General features: G+C 62.8%; 17 protein-coding genes. 9 read left to right on the forward strand and 8 right to left on the reverse strand.

The genetic code is table 11. From position 1 onward, the window contains the following. Window positions 1-40 precede the first annotated feature (40 nt). The 4 genes from ABMA32_RS04575 to ABMA32_RS04590 are packed head-to-tail and all read right to left on the reverse strand — an operon-like array spanning window position 41 to window position 2779. A complete protein-coding gene (locus tag ABMA32_RS04575; RefSeq protein ID WP_349012537.1) occupies window positions 41-685 on the reverse strand; it encodes a CDP-alcohol phosphatidyltransferase family protein in 645 nt (214 codons plus the stop codon). Next, on the reverse strand, window positions 682-1065 hold the full coding sequence (locus tag ABMA32_RS04580) for a hypothetical protein (protein WP_349012538.1): 384 nt from the start codon (window positions 1063-1065) through the stop codon (window positions 682-684). Before ABMA32_RS04580 ends, ABMA32_RS04575 begins: the two co-directional genes overlap by 4 nt. Continuing rightward, window positions 1062-2018 (reverse strand): phosphatidate cytidylyltransferase, encoded by a 957-nt coding sequence (locus ABMA32_RS04585; RefSeq protein ID WP_349012539.1) that lies wholly within the window; start codon window positions 2016-2018, stop codon window positions 1062-1064. Before ABMA32_RS04585 ends, ABMA32_RS04580 begins: the two co-directional genes overlap by 4 nt. Next, window positions 2015-2779, reverse strand: a complete 765-nt coding sequence (locus tag ABMA32_RS04590; RefSeq protein ID WP_349012540.1) for a lysophospholipid acyltransferase family protein — start codon at window positions 2777-2779, stop codon at window positions 2015-2017. Before ABMA32_RS04590 ends, ABMA32_RS04585 begins: the two co-directional genes overlap by 4 nt. 85 nt (window positions 2780-2864) lie before the next feature. Between ABMA32_RS04590 and ABMA32_RS04595 the strand changes: the two genes are divergently transcribed. The 4 genes from ABMA32_RS04595 (at window position 2865) to murJ (ending at window position 11401) form a co-directional block, all read left to right on the forward strand. Then, window positions 2865-3860: a L,D-transpeptidase gene (locus tag ABMA32_RS04595; protein WP_349012541.1), complete on the forward strand. Its 996-nt coding sequence runs from the start codon at window positions 2865-2867 to the stop codon at window positions 3858-3860. Window positions 3861-4212: 352 nt separating this feature from the next. Further along, window positions 4213-6873 (forward strand): bifunctional diguanylate cyclase/phosphodiesterase, encoded by a 2661-nt coding sequence (locus ABMA32_RS04600; protein WP_425475495.1) that lies wholly within the window; start codon window positions 4213-4215, stop codon window positions 6871-6873. A gap of 108 nt (window positions 6874-6981) precedes the next feature. Next, window positions 6982-9792: a [protein-PII] uridylyltransferase gene (locus ABMA32_RS04605; RefSeq protein WP_349012543.1), complete on the forward strand. Its 2811-nt coding sequence runs from the start codon at window positions 6982-6984 to the stop codon at window positions 9790-9792. Between the two features lie 13 nt (window positions 9793-9805). After that, complete coding sequence (gene murJ / locus ABMA32_RS04610) at window positions 9806-11401, forward strand: murein biosynthesis integral membrane protein MurJ (RefSeq protein WP_349012544.1); 1596 nt, start codon at window positions 9806-9808, stop codon at window positions 11399-11401. Window positions 11402-11449: 48 nt separating this feature from the next. Here murJ and ABMA32_RS04615 read toward each other — a convergent pair whose 3' ends face one another. Beyond that, window positions 11450-12658: an alpha/beta hydrolase gene (locus tag ABMA32_RS04615; protein WP_349012545.1), complete on the reverse strand. Its 1209-nt coding sequence runs from the start codon at window positions 12656-12658 to the stop codon at window positions 11450-11452. A gap of 54 nt (window positions 12659-12712) precedes the next feature. Then, the gene (locus ABMA32_RS04620) at window positions 12713-12868 is read right to left on the reverse strand and encodes a hypothetical protein (RefSeq protein ID WP_349012546.1); all 156 of its coding nucleotides are present in this window, start codon (window positions 12866-12868) and stop codon (window positions 12713-12715) included. A 35-nt stretch (window positions 12869-12903) separates the two neighbouring features. Here ABMA32_RS04620 and trpS point away from each other — a divergent pair, with 35 nt between their 5' ends. The 3 genes from trpS to ABMA32_RS04635 all read left to right on the forward strand — a co-directional run bounded on the left by trpS (window position 12904) and on the right by ABMA32_RS04635 (window position 15313). Further along, window positions 12904-13971 carry a tryptophan--tRNA ligase gene (trpS, locus tag ABMA32_RS04625; protein ID WP_349012547.1) on the forward strand — a complete coding sequence of 356 codons (1068 nt, stop codon included), beginning with the start codon at window positions 12904-12906 and terminating at the stop codon, window positions 13969-13971. A gap of 125 nt (window positions 13972-14096) precedes the next feature. Beyond that, window positions 14097-14588, forward strand: a complete 492-nt coding sequence (locus ABMA32_RS04630; RefSeq protein ID WP_349012548.1) for a universal stress protein — start codon at window positions 14097-14099, stop codon at window positions 14586-14588. Between the two features lie 146 nt (window positions 14589-14734). After that, window positions 14735-15313 (forward strand): NifU family protein, encoded by a 579-nt coding sequence (locus ABMA32_RS04635; RefSeq protein ID WP_349012549.1) that lies wholly within the window; start codon window positions 14735-14737, stop codon window positions 15311-15313. Between the two features lie 49 nt (window positions 15314-15362). On the opposite strand, the gene ABMA32_RS04640 is transcribed toward ABMA32_RS04635, so the two are convergent. Next, window positions 15363-15803, reverse strand: coding sequence for a hypothetical protein (locus tag ABMA32_RS04640; RefSeq protein WP_349012550.1), 441 nt, complete (start codon window positions 15801-15803; stop codon window positions 15363-15365). 269 nt (window positions 15804-16072) lie between these two features. After that, on the reverse strand, window positions 16073-16696 hold the full coding sequence (locus ABMA32_RS04645) for a L,D-transpeptidase (RefSeq protein WP_349012551.1): 624 nt from the start codon (window positions 16694-16696) through the stop codon (window positions 16073-16075). Between the two features lie 231 nt (window positions 16697-16927). Between ABMA32_RS04645 and cueR the strand changes: the two genes are divergently transcribed. Together cueR and ABMA32_RS04655 are read left to right on the forward strand one after the other, a co-directional pair. Then, on the forward strand, window positions 16928-17326 hold the full coding sequence (cueR, locus tag ABMA32_RS04650) for a Cu(I)-responsive transcriptional regulator (protein WP_349012552.1): 399 nt from the start codon (window positions 16928-16930) through the stop codon (window positions 17324-17326). 74 nt (window positions 17327-17400) lie between these two features. Continuing rightward, complete coding sequence (locus ABMA32_RS04655; RefSeq protein WP_349012553.1) at window positions 17401-17811, forward strand: GFA family protein; 411 nt, start codon at window positions 17401-17403, stop codon at window positions 17809-17811. Window positions 17812-17881: the final 70 nt, after the last annotated feature.

Genomic DNA, 17881 nt, shown 5'->3' on the forward strand with positions numbered 1-17881 from the left:
GAGTATAGGCGTAGGGCGCGTCAGCCGGGAGGCGGCGCCCTCATGCCCGCAGCGCCCGAACGATCCGCCATGAGCGGCGCAGGACGGTGACGCCCGAGCCGATGGCGACGATCCACAGCGCGGCGAGCAGGATCTCGTTGCGGCCGTTCCAGAGAGGTTCGAGGATGGAGATGAGCGCAGCGGCAGTGACCAGCGCCATGCGCTGCGGCTTGGCCATGGGGCCGGAGAAATCGGCCGGCAGGCCGCATGCCCGTCCCAGTTCGCGAACATAGGCGGTGAAGATGGCGAGCGCGGCGGCGGCCCAGCCGAGCGCGGGTTCGCCGAGGCCGTAGCCAAGGCCCGCGAAGATGAGGAGGTCGGAGACGCGGTCGGGAAATTCGTTCCAGAAGCCTCCGTCAGGTGCGCTTTTTCCAGCTTCGATCGCGACCATGCCGTCGAACAGATTGCAGAGCAGGCGAAGCTGGCAGAAGGCGGCTGCGGCGATGAGGAGAGCGGCGCGGGAACCGGCGCCGTCCGACGATCCGGCCAACCAGAAGGCAGCGCCGGCGAGGGCCGCCAAGACCATGCTGGCGATGGAAATCTGGTTGGGCGTGATGTCGGTCGCGGCGAGCTTGCGGGTAAACGAAGCGGCCCAGCCGGTCTGGCGGCTTGCGAGCGGCCGCCTGTTGTCGTCCGCTCCGGTCATGATGTCCTCCGGCCTCGCCACAGCGCTGCGGTGTAGATCGTTGAATAGGCGGCAGTGACGCTCGTAGGCAGCGCGATGGTAGCGAGGATTTCAGGCGTGCCGGCAAGGGTGTGGATCGCGGTGAGGATGACGAGCGAGAGCACGATCGCGATCAACGGCGGCAGGACAAGCGCGGCGATGCCAGAGAAGCGCGCAGAGAGCGCTTCCAGCATGCGCTTCAGCACGAAGGTGATTGCGCCCGACAATGCACCCTGAACCATGCCAGCGACCAGCGGTTGAGGCATCGGATGCGCGCGGTTGGCGAAGACTGCCCAGCTTCCCATCGCCAGGAAGGCGATGGCGACGTGAACGAAGGAACTGCGCGCGAGACTGTCGCTCATGCCGGCAGGTCTACCGACCAGAAATAACGCACGAGGTGGAAGAAGATCGGTGCGGAAAAGACCACCGAGTCCAAACGGTCAATAAAGCCGCCATGGCCGGCGATGACATGGCCCCAGTCCTTGACTCCGCGGTCGCGCTTGATGGCCGACATCACGAGACCACCGAAGAAGCCGAGGATGGCGATGATGAAGGCAAGCAGCCCGGCCTGCAGGAAGGTAAAGGGCGTCATCCACCAGAGGCTCGCGCCGATCAGCGTGGCGCTGAGCACTCCGCCGACAAAACCCTCGACGGTCTTGGACGGCGACAGGCGCGGCGCGATCTTCCGTTTTCCGATCAGCTTGCCCCACACATATTGCAGCACGTCGGAAAGCTGCACGACGACGATCAGGAAGGCGATCAGCATGACGTTGCGGCCTTCGAAACCGGGAATGTCGAGGTTGAGCAGCGCCGGCACGAAGGAGGCGCAGAAGATGCAGATCATCAGCGCCCACTGCACCTCGGCGATGCGCACGAGATAGCCGTCGGTCTCGCCGCGCAGCGCCGAGACGATGGGCAGCAGCAGGAAGACATAGACCGGCACGAAGATCGAATACATGCCATACCAGTCGCTCCAGACCAGATAATACTGGTAGGGCAGGACGATGAAGAAGGCGGCGACCAGCGACCAGTGGTCGGCGCGGCGCGCATTGGTGAGCGTCAGGAATTCGCGCAGCGCCGCGAACGAGCAGAAGCCGAACAGCAGGATGACACCTGTGCGTCCGCCGATGAAGGCTATGGCGAGCAGCACTGCCATGACCCACCAGGCGCGGATGCGCTCATTGAGATTCTCGATGGCCGAGTTGGAGCCATCGGGCGAGAATCGGTGCTGCAGGATGTAGCCGGCAATCGAGGCGACGACGAGGATCGCTCCGATGCCCATCAGCAGGTGCAGGAGATCGGGATGGATGCTCATGGCGACGCGCTTCCGTTGCGGGCCGGTTTCAAAGCGAGCAGCGCATCGCGAGCGCGATCGAGGAACGCGCCGACGGGCTCGCCTTCGGCAACCTGCATGGTCGGACCAAAGGTGACCGTGCACATCAGCGGCACGGGAATGAACTCACCCCTTGGCATCACGCGGTTGAGGTTTTCGATCCACACCGGCACGAGTTCGATGTGCGGGCGGCTGACGGCGAGGTTGTAGATGCCGGCCTTCAGGGGCAGCAGCGGCGCGTCGGTATCGTTGCGCCTGCCTTCCGGAAACAGGATGAGCGAGGCGCCCCTGTCGACCGCATCCTGCATGAGTGCGATCGGGTCCTCGGTGCGCGTCTCCTTGTTGCGGTCGATCAGGACGGCGTGGAAGACGTCGCGGCCGATAAAACTCCTGAGCTTCGATTTCAGCCAGTAGTCGGACGCAGCCACGGGGCGCGTCTTGCGGCGCAGGCGCGGCGGCAGAACGATCCAGATCAGGACGAAGTCGCCATGGCTGGTGTGATTGGCGAAATAGATGCGACGTTTGCGCGACGGTTCGTTGCCGACCCATTGGCCGCGCACGGCGGTTACAAAACGCGCGAACAGCGTCACCACGACCGCAAAGGCGCGGGCCAAACTCCTGCGCGCGAAACCCGATATCGTCTTGTCCGCCACCCGTCCCCCGCCACGAGCATTACCGCCATCCGGCGCATCGCCCATCTTTACGGCGGAAGTTTTGCGTGGCGCAATGGCCACCTTCGGCATGGCGACTTTCGCCTTGAAGGCGGATTCCTAAAGGAAAGCGAATCCGCTAACAGGTTGCGACGGTTTCCAGCACTGGAGCGCCTTTATGATGATCGACAGACTGCGCGCCATGAGCAGGCGTGACCTGCTGAAAGGCGGTCTTACGACCGGGCTGATGCTGGTGGCGGCGGAAAGCTTGGGGCAGGAGGTGCTGAAGGAGATCAGCGACCTCAAGCCCGGCGAGTACACATGGCACCCCGACCGCCAGCCGACAGGGCCGGTGGCGATCGTTGTGTCGCTGCCCGAGCAGCTTGTACACGTCTATCGTAACGGCATCCGCATAGCCGTCTCTACTGTCTCGACAGGAAAACCCGGTCACGAAACGCCGACCGGCGTTTTCGTTGTTCTGCAGAAGGCCAAGGTGCACCATTCATCGACCTACAACGAGGCGTCGATGCCGAATACCGAACGGCTGACCTGGTCCGGCGTGGCGCTGCATGCCGGCGGCCTGCCCGGCTATCCCTCCTCGCACGGCTGCGTGCATCTTCCGCTCGATTTTTCCGCGAAGCTCTTTGGCATCACCTATCTTGGAACCCCGGTGATCATCTCCGGGAACCATGCCGACCCATGGGAACTGACACATCCCGGCATGGTGCTGTCGGGCTACGCGGAAAGCGAGTTCAGCCGGGTCGAGGCTGGGCTCGACGGCAAGAAGGAGCCGGCCGACTGGACCGAGGCCGAGACGCACCCGGTCGTCTCGGTGATCGCGTCCTCCGCCGACCGCAAGATCGAGATGGTGCAGGATGGCGACGTGGTCGCAACAGGCAACCTGACCATCAAGGGCTCCGGGCCTCTCGGCAGCCACGTCTTTGTGCTGCAGGGGGCGGACGCGGGCGTCCAGGGCATGAAGTGGACGGCGATCACGCACTCGATCATCGCTGGCGCGCCGCCGGAAGGCGATGCGCTCACCCGCCTGACGGCCGATACGGGGTTCATTGAGCAGATGAAGCAGAGGATGCATCCCGGCATGGTGATGATCCTGACCGATGCGCCTCTGGAGCCCGAGACAAAGTCAGGCAGGGATTTCGTCATCATGTCGTAAGGCGCACGCCTGCCCGACATGACATTTATTCAGTTGAAACGGAGGTTACGCAGTCTCGCGGCCGCGAGGATGCGAGCTTTCCTGTATTTAGCGGCGGATGGCCTCGGGCGCCACGAGCTGGGTCGCGGTTAACGACAAGTTGCAGTTGAACAAGCGATCGCGACAATTGCCGCGAAATCAGCACCGGTTTGCCCCGATCTTTTCACCCATGGTGCGATATTCCGCGAAACTACGTGCAACCAGCAGGATTCATGCGTTTTCTTAAGACGATATTTAACGCTGGATCTTAGCGTGACCGGAACATCCGGCTAACGGTGAAATATTGGGAGCGACGCCTTTCGCCCTGCGCAGCATGCTGCGACTGACCTGGAAACCGACAAGCGTGCTCGCGCTGCTGGCGATCATCGTGGTCGTCACCGCATGGCTTTTTGCTGAATTCCAGACGTACCGGCTTCACCAGGAGCGGCTGCGTTCCGATGTGCTGTCTCATGTCAGCCTGCTCCGCGCCAAGCTGGAGGGCAACGTCAACAAGAACCTGGAGCTGGTACGCGGGTTCGTCGCTACGCTGGCGACCGAACCGGAGATGACGCAGGAACGGTTCTCGGAGCTTGCAGACAACCTCCTCGCGGGTCGCTCCCAGATACGCAACATAGCCGTTGCGCCTGACCTCGTCGTCACCATGGTCCATCCCCTGGAAGGAAACAGGCAGGTCATCGGTCTGGATTATCGCAACAACCTGGCGCAGCGCGAGGCAGCTCTTCGCGCTCGCGAAACCGGCGAACTGGTGCTCGCCGGTCCAGTCGAGCTTGTGCAGGGCGGCTTGGGCTTCATCGCCCGCTTCCCGGTCTTCGTGGATGACGGAGCGGGCGGCGAGCGATTCTGGGGGATCGTCTCGGCGGTCATAGAGGCGGAGAAACTGTACCGCGACAGCGGACTGCTCGACGAGGACCTTCCTGTCGAAGTGGCCATCATAGGTCGCGATGGAAAAGGAAATATCGGCGATCACTTTTTCGGTCCGGCGGAGATCGCGCGCGACAATCCGGTGATGGCCGATGTCGTTCTGCCGGCTGGGTCATGGACGATCGCTGCGAGGCCGAACGGCGGCTGGGACCAGACGCCGCCCAACGCGTGGACGCTGCGCCTCGTTATGCTGGCGGGCGGGATACTGCTCCTGATTCCGGCCCTCGCGGTAGGTCAGCTTATCGAGGAGCGACTGAAAAACGTCGACGAACTGCGCCGCCGGGAGATGGAACTGGAGGGGCTGTCGAGACGCCTCAGTCTGGCGCTCGACAGTTCGCAGATCGGCGTGTGGGAACTGAACACGGAGACCAACGAGCTGATCTGGGACGGCCGCGTCAACCAGCTCTACGGATATCCCCCGGACAACGGACCGCGCGACTACACGCATTGGGAGCGCGCCATCCATCCCGATGACCTGCAACGCGTACTTCGCGACGCCGAACGGGCGAACCTAGCCGGCGACGCCTTTCAGACCCAATATCGCCTGCTGTTGCCGAACGGTGAAATCCGTCACCTGCGCGAGAGCGCAAAGGCCTACAGCGACCGCAACGGCGCGATCCGCATCGTCGGCGTGAACTGGGACGTGACGGCCGACGTGACGCTTGCCGAAAGCCTGAAGCGCGCGAACATGATGACGGAGGCACGCAATTCGGAACTGCGCGCGGCCAAGGAACGCATCGAATTCAATTCGCTGCATGATTCGCTGACCGGCCTCCCGAACCGTCGTTACGTCGACGAGATGCTTGCCGAGCACATCGCCAAGTTCGAGACCGAAGGCGAGCGCGCGGCGTTGCTGCATCTCGACCTCGATCGCTTCAAGCAGATCAACGACACGTTGGGGCATGCGGCAGGCGATGCGATGCTTGTCCACGCGGCGCGTGTGCTGAAGGCGAACCTGCGCCACGGCGATTTCGTCGCCCGCGTCGGCGGGGACGAGTTCATCGTGCTATGCAAGATCGAGCCGCCGGACAGGGATCGCTGGGACGACGTTCTGGCAAGCCTTGCCGATCGCATTATCGAGGAAATGCACCAGCCGGTGCTGTACCAAGGCCACGAGTGCCGGTTCGGCGTCTCCATCGGCATCGCCTGCGACCTCGACCAGGTCGCCGATCCGCGCAGGCTGCTCGTCAACGCCGATCTCGCTCTCTATCGGGCCAAGAGCCGTGGTCGCAACCGGTATCAGTTCTTCAACGACGCGCTGCAGGCAGAGATCGTCACCACGAAGAGGACGGCCGACGACATTCTGTCCGGCTTGGAGCGGAACGAATTCGTAGCCTACTACCAACCTCAGTTCGACGCGACGACGCACGCAATCATCGGCGTCGAGGCTCTGGCGCGCTGGAAACATCCGAGTTCGCAACTGCTGTTGCCCGGCGACTTCATGAAGATCGCCGAGGAACTCAACGTCGTCGCGACCATCGACAGGATGATCCTGGAGCAGTCGCTGGACGACATGAAAAAGTGGGCGCGCGAGGGCATCAACGTCCCCAAGGCATCCGTCAACGTATCGGCGCGCCGTCTGCACGATGAAGAACTCATCCGCGGCCTGCGCGACCTCTCGATCCGGCCCGGCTCTATCTCCTTCGAATTGGTCGAATCCATCTTCCTGGACGAAAACGACGACCAGTTCACCTGGAACGTCGACCAGATCAAGGCGCTCGGAATCGACATCGAGATCGATGACTTCGGCACCGGTTATGCGTCGATCGTGAGCCTGCTGAAATTGAAACCCAAGCGCCTGAAGATCGACCGGCAACTTGTGACGCCCATCCTGACGTCGCCCACGCAGCGCCATCTGGTGGGCTCAATCATCGACATCGGCAAGTCACTGGGCATCGAGGTGATGGCGGAGGGCGTGGAAACGATGGAGCATGCAAGGGTGCTGAAATCGCTTGGCTGCACCGGCCTCCAGGGTCATGCATTCGCGCCGGCGTTGAGCGCCGCCGACTTCAAGGAGTTTGCGCGCGGCCGCAAGGTGCGCGCCGCTTCCTGATTCGGATGGTCGAGACCTCGCGCTGGCATGCTTTTTCCGCGTCGCGGGATCGAAAAGCGCTCACATTTCCGCTCGAATTGGGGTAGACGCCCCTGACGGCGAGGCGCGATGGCGAAGATTCCCCTGAAACTCGAAGAGATGATCGACGGCGCGGCGCTGAACCGCAAGCTCGGCGCGCTGGCCGGCAAGGCCGGGCTGGAAGATGGCGACAGGCGCGCCAAGGCGCTGGCCCTGTTCAAGGAGGCGTTGACTTCGGGACGCCTGAAGGCCGAGGAGATGCTGCGCGAGGACGGCGGCGGCAGCGCCTGCGCCGCGCGGCTCTCCCACCTCATGGACGAGATCATCCGCGCGCTGCACGACTTCGCAACGACGCAGGTTGGAGCGGATACATCCAAGGGCAAACAGGCAACCGGAAAGCCAACCGCGCGCATGGCGGTGGTGGCGACCGGCGGCTACGGCCGCGGCACGCTGGCGCCGGGTTCGGACATAGACCTGCTTTTCCTGTTGCCCACCAAGCAGACGCCGCTTGGGGCGAAGACGGTCGAATACGTGCTCTACATGTTGTGGGACATGGGGCTGAAGGTCGGTCATGCTACGCGCAACGTTGACGAGTGCATCAAGCATGCGCGTGCCGATATCACCATCCGCACTTCCATTCTCGAGGCGCGTTTCCTGTCTGGCGAACAGGCGCTGTACGACGAACTGATGGCCCGCTTCGACACCGAGGTGGTCAAGGATACCGGTGCGGAATACGTGCAGGCCAAGCTCGCCGAACGCGACGACCGCCACGCCAAGGCCGGCGACACGCGCTACCTGGTCGAACCCAACGTCAAGGACGGCAAGGGGGGCCTGCGCGACCTGCAGACGCTGTTCTGGATCGGGAAATATTTCTATCGTGTTCGCAGCGCCGACGAGCTCGTCGCCAAGGGCGTGTTTACGCAGGGCGAACTGAATCAGTTCCGCAAGGCCGACGATTTTCTCTGGGCCGTGCGCTGCCACATGCATTTCCTGACCGGCAAGGCGGAAGAGCGGCTGCATTTCGACATCCAGCGCGATATCGCCGAACGGCTCGGCTACACCAGCCACCCCGGCCTGTCCGCCGTCGAGCGGTTCATGAAGCACTACTTCCTGATCGCCAAGAATGTCGGCGACCTGACGCGCATCTTCTGCGCCGCGCTGGAAGAGGAGCAGGCGAAGCACGGCCCAGGCTTCAACCGCATCCTCCAGTCGTTCCAGCGCCGCAAGCGCAAGCTTGCCGGCACCAGCCACTTCATCGTTGACAACCAGCGCATCAACATCGTCGATGACAAGGTGTTCGAACGCGACCCGGTGAACATGCTGAGGCTGTTCTGGTTCGCTGACAAGCACGGGCTGGAGTATCACCCCGACGCGCTGAAGCTGCTGACCCGCTCGCTCGGGCTGGTGGATCGCACCCTGCGGCGCGACAAGGAGGCCAACCGCCTGTTCCTCGACCTGCTGACCTCCGACCGGGCGCCCGACCTCAACCTGCGCCGCATGAACGAGGCCGGCCTGCTCGCCCGGCTGATCCCCGATTTCGGCAAGATCGTCGCGATGATGCAGTTCTCGATGTATCACCACTATACGGTGGACGAGCATCTGATCCGTTGCGTCGGCGTCTTGGCCGAAATCGAGCGTGGCGGCGGCGAGAAGGTGCATCCGCTATCGCATTCGCTGATGCCGAGCCTGAAGAAGTATCGCGAGGTTCTCTACGTCGCGGTGTTGTTGCACGACATCGCCAAGGGTCGGCCCGAGGATCATTCGGAGGCCGGAGCGAAGATCGCACGGCGCATCTGCCCGCATATGGGCCTGTCTCCCGCCGACACGGAGACGGTCGCCTGGCTGGTGGAGAATCACCTCGTCATGTCGATGACGGCGCAGACGCGCGACCTGAATGACAGGAAGACGATCGACGATTTCGCGTCCATCGTGCAGTCGGTCGAGCGGCTGAAGCTGCTGCTCGTGCTGACCGTCTGCGACATTCGCGGGGTGGGTCCCGGCGTCTGGAACGGCTGGAAAGGCCAGCTCCTGCGCACGCTCTACTACGAGACCGAGCTGCTGCTGACCGGCGGCTTCTCCGAGGTGACGCGCGCCGAACGCACTGTCGAAGCGCGCGAGCAGCTGGCTGCCGGGCTTACGGATTGGGCCGAGAAGGCGCGCCGGAGATATGTTGGTCTGCACTACGAGAACTATCTGCTCACCGTCGACCTGAAGGACCAGTTGCGCCACGCCGAATTCGTTCGCGAGGCGGATGCGGCGAAGAAGAAGCTGGCGACGATGGTGAAGACACATGCCTTCGAGGCCGTGACGGAGATCACCGTGCTTGCGCAGGATCACCCGCGCCTGCTTTCGGTGATCGCCGGCGCCTGCGCCGCAGCAGGCGGCAACATCGTCGACGCGCAGATTTTCACAACCTCGGACGGACGCGCTCTGGACACGATCCTGATCAACCGCGAGTTCGATCGCGACGAGGACGAGCGCCGCCGGGCCGAGCGCGTCGGCAAGCTGATCGAGGATGTGCTGTCGGGCAAGGTCTGGCTGCCGGAGATGATCGCCACGCGCACCAAACCCAAGCGCGGCCAGAAGGCTTTCCGGCTTGAGCCGCGCGTCGACATCCGCAACTCGCTGTCGAACCGCTTCTCCGTCATCGAGGTCGAGGGCCTCGACCGGCCGGGTCTTCTGTCGGAAATCACCGGCGCGCTGTCCGATCTGTCGCTGGACATCGCATCGGCGCATATCACCACCTTCGGCGAGAAGGTGATCGACACCTTCTACGTGACCGACCTGACGGGCGCCAAGATCGAGAACCCGACGCGGCAGGCGGCCGTGAGGAAGCGGCTGATCGCGACGCTGGAGGGCGGTGCGCCCGAGCGCGGCAGGCTGAAGGCGGCGGCGGAGTGAGGCGCTCCAATCCATGAGCCTGATCAGGAAATTCGCGACAGTCGCGTCCGGCACGCTGATGAGCCGGGTACTCGGCTTCACGCGCGAGATGCTGATGGCGGCGGCCGTCGGCACCGGGCCGATCGCCGATGCGTTCTACGCCGCCTTCCAGTTCCCCAACACCTTTCGCCGGCTCTTCGCCGAGGGCGCGTTCAATGCTGCCTTCGTGCCGCTCTTCGCCAAGGAGATCGAGGCAAACGGGGTCGATGGCGCGAAGCGCTTTTCGGAGGAAGTGTTCGGAGTGCTATTTTCAGCGCTGCTGGTGCTGACGATCGTCATGCAGCTGTCGATGCCGCTGCTGGTCCGCTACCTGATCGCGCCGGGCTTCGCCGAGCAGCCGGACAAGCTGGAGATGACGATCTCGCTCGCGACGATCATGTTCCCCTACCTGATCTGCATGTCGCTGGGCGCGATGATGGCCGGCATGCTGAATTCGCTGCGGCGCTATTTCGCGGCGGCGATCGCGCCGGTATTCCTCAATATCATTCTGATCGGCGTGCTGGCCTACGCCTGGTATCGCGGCATGGACGCGACCAACATCGGTTATGCGCTCGCCTGGGGCGTTCTGGCAGCGGGCATCGTGCAACTGGCCATCGTCTGGGTGGCCGTCAGGCACGCGGGCGTCCGGATCGGATTCCGGCGGCCTCGCCTGACTCCCAACGTAAAGCGGCTGCTGTGGCTGGCGCTGCCGGCGGCGATTACCGGCGGCATCACACAGATCAACCAGTTGATCGGCACGGCCATTGCGTCGGGCGGGGAGGGCGCTGTCGCCTCGCTTAACCTTGCCGACCGCGTCTACCAGCTTCCGCTCGGCGTCGTCGGCATCGCGGTCGCGATTGTGCTGCTGCCCGAACTGGCGCGCGCGCTGAAGGCCGGCAACATGGTCGAAGCGGCAAATCTGCAGAACCGTTCCGTCGAGTTCACGCTGTTCCTGACGCTGCCGGCAGCGGCCGCGCTGCTGACCATGTCCGAGCCGATCGTGCGGGTACTCTACGAGCGCGGCGCGTTCACCCCGGAAGACACTGTGCTGGTCGCGCGGGTGCTGGCCATCTTCGGCCTCGGCCTGCCGGCCTTCGTGCTCATCAAGGCCTTTACACCGGGCTATTTCGCCCGCGAGGACACCAAGACGCCGATGGTCTTCGCGGCAATCTCGGTGACGGTTAACATCTCAATCGCGCTCTGGCTGTTCTCCTCGATGGGCGCGCCAGGCATTGCCACGGCCTCGGCTGTCGCCGGCTGGGTCAACGCGGCGATGCTGCTCGGCGTACTGATAAGGCGCGGCCACTGGGGCAGGGACGCCGGGCTGATGAAGCGGACGCCGCGACTGGTGGTAGCCTCCGCGCTGATGGCGGCGGCGATCTGGTTTGCCGTGGATTATTTCGAGCCGCAGCTGGCCTCGGCGTCGCCGATCCATACGCAGGCCACCGCGTTGGGCATAATCGTGCTTGGCGCAATGGTCCTTTACTTCGCCGCAGCTTTCGGACTGGGCGGCGCGGACGCCGGCATGATCCGCCGCAACATCCGGCGCAAGGGAACGCCTGCCCCTACCGCCCCACCTGATCCCGAATAGGGATTTCGCGATTTTCTGTCAGCAGAACGCGCGCGCCTCGCAACGGGTCTAAAGCCCGTCAAACCAGGTCTTCCACTCGACGGCGGCCCTGGCGTAGGTGCCACGATGCGTGGTGGCACCCGTCGATATCGCCTCCACGTTCTGGTTCCCACTTCCCATGGCATGCTGGTAGAACATGGCGATCTGGCCGATCCCGACGGGGATCGCCTCGTCGGTCTCTCCATAGTAGTTTCGAACGGGCGAGCCGATGACCCATCGGTAAGCTTGAGCGGTGCCGATCAACCTGCCGAAAGCGGACTGTCCAAAGAACTTCGTGTCGAAATATTCGGGGCGGATCAGCTTGCGCAGATCGGAAGGCAGCGTGGTGACATCGGTGGGCGTGCGCTCATAGGCTTTCTTCGCCGTCTCGTAGTGCTCTTCCACGAACAGGCTGCGGGCCAGACCTGGTACTCCGTAGTAGTGCTCGTAGGAGAATGCGGACAGGATCATGACGCTGTTGATCCACGACGCATCGATCTTGCGGGGGAAGTTGAGGAAACCCTCCATGAGTGGAAACAGGTCGAGTGGTGCGCTGGCGGTCGCCGTCGCAGCGACCGGCACGCCTGCCGCCTCTAGCCTTTCCAGCATCGCCATGGTCACGAAGCCGCCCTGCGACCAACCCGACAGAAACAGCTTCGTGTCCTCGATTCCCATGTTGGCGAGGACAGCGCGTGCCGCCATCAGCATATCGAATGTCGCCTGCTGGTGGCTGCCTTTGACCAGATAACCTTCCGGTTCGGAGGATATGCCCATCCCGAAATAGTCGGCACCGGTGACAACGTAGCCTTGCCCTGCGAACAGGGCGATCATCAGCTGCGTTTCAGGAGACTGGTCCGGGAAGGAGGGAACCTCCTGTTTTCCGTATACCGTGCCATGCTGATAGGACAGCATCGGGAACGCGGTCGCACCCGTGTCGGGAACCGCAACAAGTCCGGACGCGACGATAGGACGGTTGGACTGCTCCGGCACGACCGAACCGTAGGTGACGCGATAAAGGTTTACCGCGTTGCGTGCCGGAGGATACGTGACGTCGATGCCGGCGAACTTCGGAAAATCCGTCGACAGGATCTGTTTCAGCCTGTCGACTTCCCATCGCGCGATGAATTCGTAGCGAATGTCAGACGATACGCTGGGGCCGAGATTCTCCTGGGTATTAGCGCGCGAGACGCCGAACACCAGCAGAAGGCACGCAAGGACTAGTCCGGTTTTGATTTTCATGGCTCTCGCTTCGGATGCAGGCGGTAGAGGCTCCAGTCTTTGCTACCCGAAGGGTCAATAATGTTGCGTTACCGGCAGCCGCCCCGACAGCAGCGCCTTGAACATATCGGTGCGCTCGTCCATAAGCGCGCCGTCCGCAGGACCTTCGCCGCGCGGGGTTTTTGTTGACGCATGATCTGGTCCGAAAAGTCTGCAACTTTTCGGGATCATGCTGATGTGGCCCTCCACAAGCCCAAGGAAAAAGAATGTCTGGCTTTCAGGAACTCGTCTTTTCCGGCGTACAGCCGACCGGAAACCTCCATCTTGGCAACTATCTCGGTGCGATAAAAAAATTCGTCGCCCTGCAGGACAGCAACGATTGCATCTATTGCGTCGTCGACCTGCATTCGCTGACAGCGCAACTCGTGCACGATGATCTTGCAGCGCAGACACGGTCGATCACCGCGGCGTTTCTCGCCTCGGGCATCGACCCGCGCAAGCACATCGTTTTCAACCAGAGCCGCGTCATGCAGCACGCGGAGCTTGCCTGGATCTTCAACTGCGTCGCCCGGATCGGCTGGATGAACCGCATGACGCAGTTCAAGGACAAGGCCGGAAAGGATCGCGAGAACGCCTCCCTCGGCCTGCTCGCCTATCCGAGCCTGATGGCGGCAGACATTCTCGTCTATCGCGCCACCCATGTGCCTGTCGGCGAGGACCAGAAGCAGCATCTGGAATTGACGCGCGACATCGCCCAGAAATTCAACAACGACTTCTCGGACCGCATCGCCTCGCTCGGCGTCGGTGTCGAGATGAAGGTAGGCGACGAGACGGTGAACGGCTTCTTCCCGATTACCGAACCGGTGATCGGCGGTCCCGCCGCGCGCATCATGAGCCTGCGCGACGGCTCCAAGAAGATGTCGAAATCCGACCCGTCGGACCTTTCGCGCATCAACCTGACCGACGATGCCGACACGATCTCGAAGAAGATCAAGAAGGCCAAGACAGACCCAGACGCGCTGCCTGGCGAGGTCGACGGGCTCAAAGATCGTCCCGAGGCCGAGAACCTGGTCGGCATTTATGCCGGCCTTGCGGATACGACCAAGGAGAAGGTGCTGGCCGAATATGGCGGCAGGCAGTTCTCGGAATTCAAGCCGGCGCTGGCCGACCTTGCGGTCGAGAAGCTCGCGCCGATCGCCGGCGAGATGCGCCGCATCTCCGCCGACCACGCCTATGTCGACTCGGTGCTGCGCGACGGCGGCGAGCGGGCCGGCGCCAGGGCCGAAGCGACCATGAAGACGGTGCGCGAGATAATCGGCCTGCTGGACAACTGATTTCGGGATCGTCAGGAGCCGACGCTGCGTCAGGCAGCGGCGGCTTGCCGCCCGCACGTGCGAGTGGCAGATTGTAGGCGTGACCTGTCCGGTATGCAGCCGTACCGGACGCGAGGGAGTGGTCCATGGTTTCAAAACGTCTGAGCCGCGAGGCCGGACATCGCCGGAAGTTCCTGGCGATCATCGACGATACGCCGGAATGCGAGCGCGCCGTCGCCTACGCCTCCAAGCGCGCGCGCAGCACGGGCGGCGTCCTTGTGTTGCTTTATGTGATCGAGCCGGGCGATTTCCAGCATTGGCTGGGCGTCGAGAAGATCATGCGCGACGAGGCGATGCAGACCGCCGGATCTGCGCTCGACGTGCATGCGATCAAGGTTCGCGAAACCGTCGGCATCGAGCCGGAACTGGTGATCCGCGAGGGAAAGCCGGCCGAGGAAATCCACAAGCTGATCGAGGATGACCAGGATATTGCCATCCTCGTGCTTGCCGCCGGCGCGGGCAAGGAAGGCCCGGGCCCACTGGTGGCGTCGATCGCCGGCAAGGGCGCAGCTTTCCCGATTCCGGTGACAGTTGTGCCTCAAAACCTCTCCGACGAGGACATCGACAGCCTAGCCTAGATTCGGCGTCAATCGGGCTGCGAGTGCGGAAAATCATTCCGCTGGCGGGCGAAAAGCGTTATCGGCTTTCGCTTGAACAACACCGTAAACAAGCCTATTTAGAACTATTCCAAAGAAGTAGCCGCCAGAGCGGCACGGAGACAGCCATGTTCATCCAGACCGAGGCGACCCCCAATCCGGCGACCCTGAAGTTCCTGCCCGGCAAGGAAGTGCTGCTCGAAGGCACTGCCGATTTCCGCGATGCGGACAGCGCTGCGGCGTCTTCGCCGCTGGCAGGCAAGCTGTTCTCCATCAACGGCGTGACCGGCGTCTTCTTCGGCTACGACTTCATCACCGTGACTAAGAACGACAGCCTCGAATGGCAGCACTTGAAGCCGGCCATCCTCGGCGCGATCATGGAGCACTTCATGTCCGGAGTGCCCGTGATGTCGGGTACGGGCCAGGCAGATGCCGACCGCGCCGAGCAGGACGGGGAGTTCTACGACAAGGCCGACGAGGAGATCGTCGTCACGATCAAGGAACTGCTCGATACCCGCGTTCGTCCGGCGGTTGCGCAGGATGGCGGCGACATCACCTTCCGCGGCTACGAGAACGGCACGGTGTTCCTGAACATGAAGGGATCGTGCGCAGGCTGCCCGTCCTCCACGGCGACGCTGAAGCACGGCATCCAGAACCTGCTGAAGCACTTCGTACCGGAAGTGCAGCAGGTCGAGCAGATCGCATAAGTCGTTTTACGGTCGCGATCATCCTGCCGGTATCGCCGGCAGACGAGTCTTACTCCGTCGGGCTTGTCGCGTAGATCCAGACAGGCGTCTTGTACTGGTCGATGAGGGCCTTGGCCTCCTTCGGCCCGTCGGCCCGTATGCCCAGCCAGCCAGGGAAGGATGCGCTGTTCGGCGGTCTTGGCCGCATCGAAGTCTCAAGCAGCGTCTTGAGTTCCTGCGCGTCGACCCTGCTCTGCTCCGTATCGACCTTGATCGCTGCCGCGCTCGCAACAGCGGCCTGAAGCTGGGTTTCGAGCCGGATGTTTGCGGCCTGGAGCGATGCGTATTTTTCGGCCAGGTTCATGTTCTGGTAGTAGAGGAAGCCGAGCACCGCTATCGAGACGAAGACGGCAAGGGTGAAGACGCGGGCCTGCACTGCAAGCTGGCTTTTCACGCCGGCGATTGAGTGCGCGATCTCGCTTCGCGTCTCGAACCGTTCACTCATGTTCATGACAACCCCTTGTCGCTGGCGGAATACGCCATCTCGACACCGTCGGACCCGCCGCCGCGTGCCTTCCGATCAGCCTGCATTCCGTCTGTCATTTGCCGCTCACGATACATGTCGGGGCGATGCTCGCCAGGATCGTGTTTCATTCTGGTTTAGGCCCTCACGCAGGGGCAGACAACAAAAAACCGGGCCCCCCGACCCGGTTTTCTGTCTGGGACCACCCATGTTGCCGAGACGGTCCGCGGAAAAATCGTTGATCGGCCGGATGCCGACTATTTGACGATGACCTTCGCTCCCACGCTGGCGCGGTTGTAGAGGTCGATCACGTCCTGGTTCAGCATGCGGATGCAGCCCGACGACATGGCCTTGCCGATCGACCACCACTCGGGCGTTCCGTGCAGCCGGTAACCGGAGTCGCCGCCCTTGTTGTAGAGATACATGGCACGAGCGCCGAGCGCGTTCTGCGGGCCACCGGGCATGCCGCCGCGCCACTTGGCGAGGTCGGGCCGGCGCTTGATCATCGCGGGGGGCGGGGTCCAGACAGGCCACTCGCGCTTCATCGCGATGCGGGTCGTACCCTTCCACTCGAAACCTTCCTTGCCGACGCCGATGCCGTAGCGAACGGCCTTGCCGCCGCCCTCGACGAAGTACAGGTACTTCTCGTTTGTATCGACGATGATCGTGCCCGGCTTTTCGGCGGTGTCGTACCTGACTGTCTGGCGGCGGTACTTCGACGGAACCTTGGAGATTGGGATCGCCGGGACAACGTAGCCTGCGTCTGTGCGCGCGCTGTAATCGGTAAACGACGCAATCCCGCCGACGCCGTCCGTCGAGCAACCTGCGATTGCGGTCGTCAGAACAAGCGCGCCAGCGACGAACAGGGACTTGATGCTCATGCCGTGGTCTTTTCCCCGATCAAGATGGTGCTCGATTCGAGCCTCACTTTCGCCATTCTTAGGTTGCCCGGCCTTTGTCTGCCAAGCGCGGAATTCCTATATGCCGGACGGGATGCCAAGTAACCGGCCTGCTATGGCATTTTGGCAACACGTGTCACGGGAATGTGAAGGAAAATCAATGGCCCGTTTTCCGACGCTGTCGGAATTGGAGATCGGCAAAGGATCGCGAATATGAATGTCGGAGCCGCCGCACGTCGTTCCGGACTGCCTGCAAAGACCATCCGCTATTATGAGGATATCGGGCTCATCAGCCCACTGCGAGCCGGCAACGGTTACCGCGACTACTCGAACGACGATATCCACCGCCTGACCTTCCTGCGTCGCGCGCGCGGGCTCGGTTTTTCCATCGAGGATTGTCGGCAGCTCATGGCGCTTTACCGCGACAAGAGCCGCGCCAGCCACGATGTGCGCGAGATCGCAAAAAACCATGTCACTGCGATCGACGAGAAGGTGCGCGAGCTGCAGTCGATGCGGGCCACGCTGCAGACCCTGATCCATGCTTGTCACGGCGACCATCGTCCGGATTGTCCGATCCTGGCCGACATTGCCGGTGAGACAGCGACAGGCTGAAACTCGTCTCGCTTCCCGCAGATCCCTGGCTCATACTGCTGGCACCCTATGCGAATGGAGCGGGTGGAGGGAGCATGATCACGGGAGGGTGCCTTTGCGGCCGCGTCCGCTACGAGAGCAAGGCAGCGCCGATTATCGCGCGTCTCTGCTGGTGTCGGGTGTGCCAGTACATCGCCGCCGGCAACGCTGCGGTAAGCGCGTGTTTTCGCACAGAGCACTTCACCATACGCGGCGAGGCGAAGGACTACGAGAGCGTGGCCGATAGCGGCAACCGCATGCATCGACGCTTCTGTCCGGATTGCGGGGTGCATCTCTTCAGCGAAGCCGAGTCGCGCCCGCACCTTATCTTCGTTCGGGTGGGAACGCTCGACGACCCCACCATCGTTACGCCATCGGCGACCATATGGACAGCAAGCGCGCCCACCTGGGCCTGCATCGACGCCACACTGCCGACTTTTGAAGGCCAGCCCCCACCGGTCGCATGAGGGACCGGTGGCGGCTGAATTTCAGCGACGCGGAAAGGTCGTGTTAACCGTGATGGGCGACTCTCCAGCG

Source organism: Mesorhizobium quangtriensis, from assembly GCF_040081925.1.
Taxonomy (GTDB): Bacteria; Pseudomonadota; Alphaproteobacteria; order Rhizobiales; family Rhizobiaceae; genus Mesorhizobium_K; species Mesorhizobium_K quangtriensis.

Coding starts and splice junctions, on each gene's coding strand:
- ABMA32_RS04635 (WP_349012549.1), top strand. CDS start 14,735: ATGTTCATCCAGACCGAGGCGACCCCCAATCCGGCGACCCTGAAGTTC.
- ABMA32_RS04620 (WP_349012546.1), bottom strand. CDS start 12,868: ATGATCCCGAAAAGTTGCAGACTTTTCGGACCAGATCATGCGTCAACA.
- ABMA32_RS04630 (WP_349012548.1), top strand. CDS start 14,097: ATGGTTTCAAAACGTCTGAGCCGCGAGGCCGGACATCGCCGGAAGTTC.
- trpS (WP_349012547.1), top strand. CDS start 12,904: ATGTCTGGCTTTCAGGAACTCGTCTTTTCCGGCGTACAGCCGACCGGA.
- ABMA32_RS04600 (WP_425475495.1), top strand. CDS start 4,213: ATGCTGCGACTGACCTGGAAACCGACAAGCGTGCTCGCGCTGCTGGCG.
- cueR (WP_349012552.1), top strand. CDS start 16,928: ATGAATGTCGGAGCCGCCGCACGTCGTTCCGGACTGCCTGCAAAGACC.
- ABMA32_RS04595 (WP_349012541.1), top strand. CDS start 2,865: ATGATGATCGACAGACTGCGCGCCATGAGCAGGCGTGACCTGCTGAAA.
- ABMA32_RS04605 (WP_349012543.1), top strand. CDS start 6,982: ATGGCGAAGATTCCCCTGAAACTCGAAGAGATGATCGACGGCGCGGCG.
- ABMA32_RS04655 (WP_349012553.1), top strand. CDS start 17,401: ATGATCACGGGAGGGTGCCTTTGCGGCCGCGTCCGCTACGAGAGCAAG.
- murJ (WP_349012544.1), top strand. CDS start 9,806: ATGAGCCTGATCAGGAAATTCGCGACAGTCGCGTCCGGCACGCTGATG.
- ABMA32_RS04585 (WP_349012539.1), bottom strand. CDS start 2,018: ATGAGCATCCATCCCGATCTCCTGCACCTGCTGATGGGCATCGGAGCG.
- ABMA32_RS04580 (WP_349012538.1), bottom strand. CDS start 1,065: ATGAGCGACAGTCTCGCGCGCAGTTCCTTCGTTCACGTCGCCATCGCC.
- ABMA32_RS04590 (WP_349012540.1), bottom strand. CDS start 2,779: ATGCCGAAGGTGGCCATTGCGCCACGCAAAACTTCCGCCGTAAAGATG.
- ABMA32_RS04640 (WP_349012550.1), bottom strand. CDS start 15,803: ATGAACATGAGTGAACGGTTCGAGACGCGAAGCGAGATCGCGCACTCA.
- ABMA32_RS04575 (WP_349012537.1), bottom strand. CDS start 685: ATGACCGGAGCGGACGACAACAGGCGGCCGCTCGCAAGCCGCCAGACC.
- ABMA32_RS04645 (WP_349012551.1), bottom strand. CDS start 16,696: ATGAGCATCAAGTCCCTGTTCGTCGCTGGCGCGCTTGTTCTGACGACC.
- ABMA32_RS04615 (WP_349012545.1), bottom strand. CDS start 12,658: ATGAAAATCAAAACCGGACTAGTCCTTGCGTGCCTTCTGCTGGTGTTC.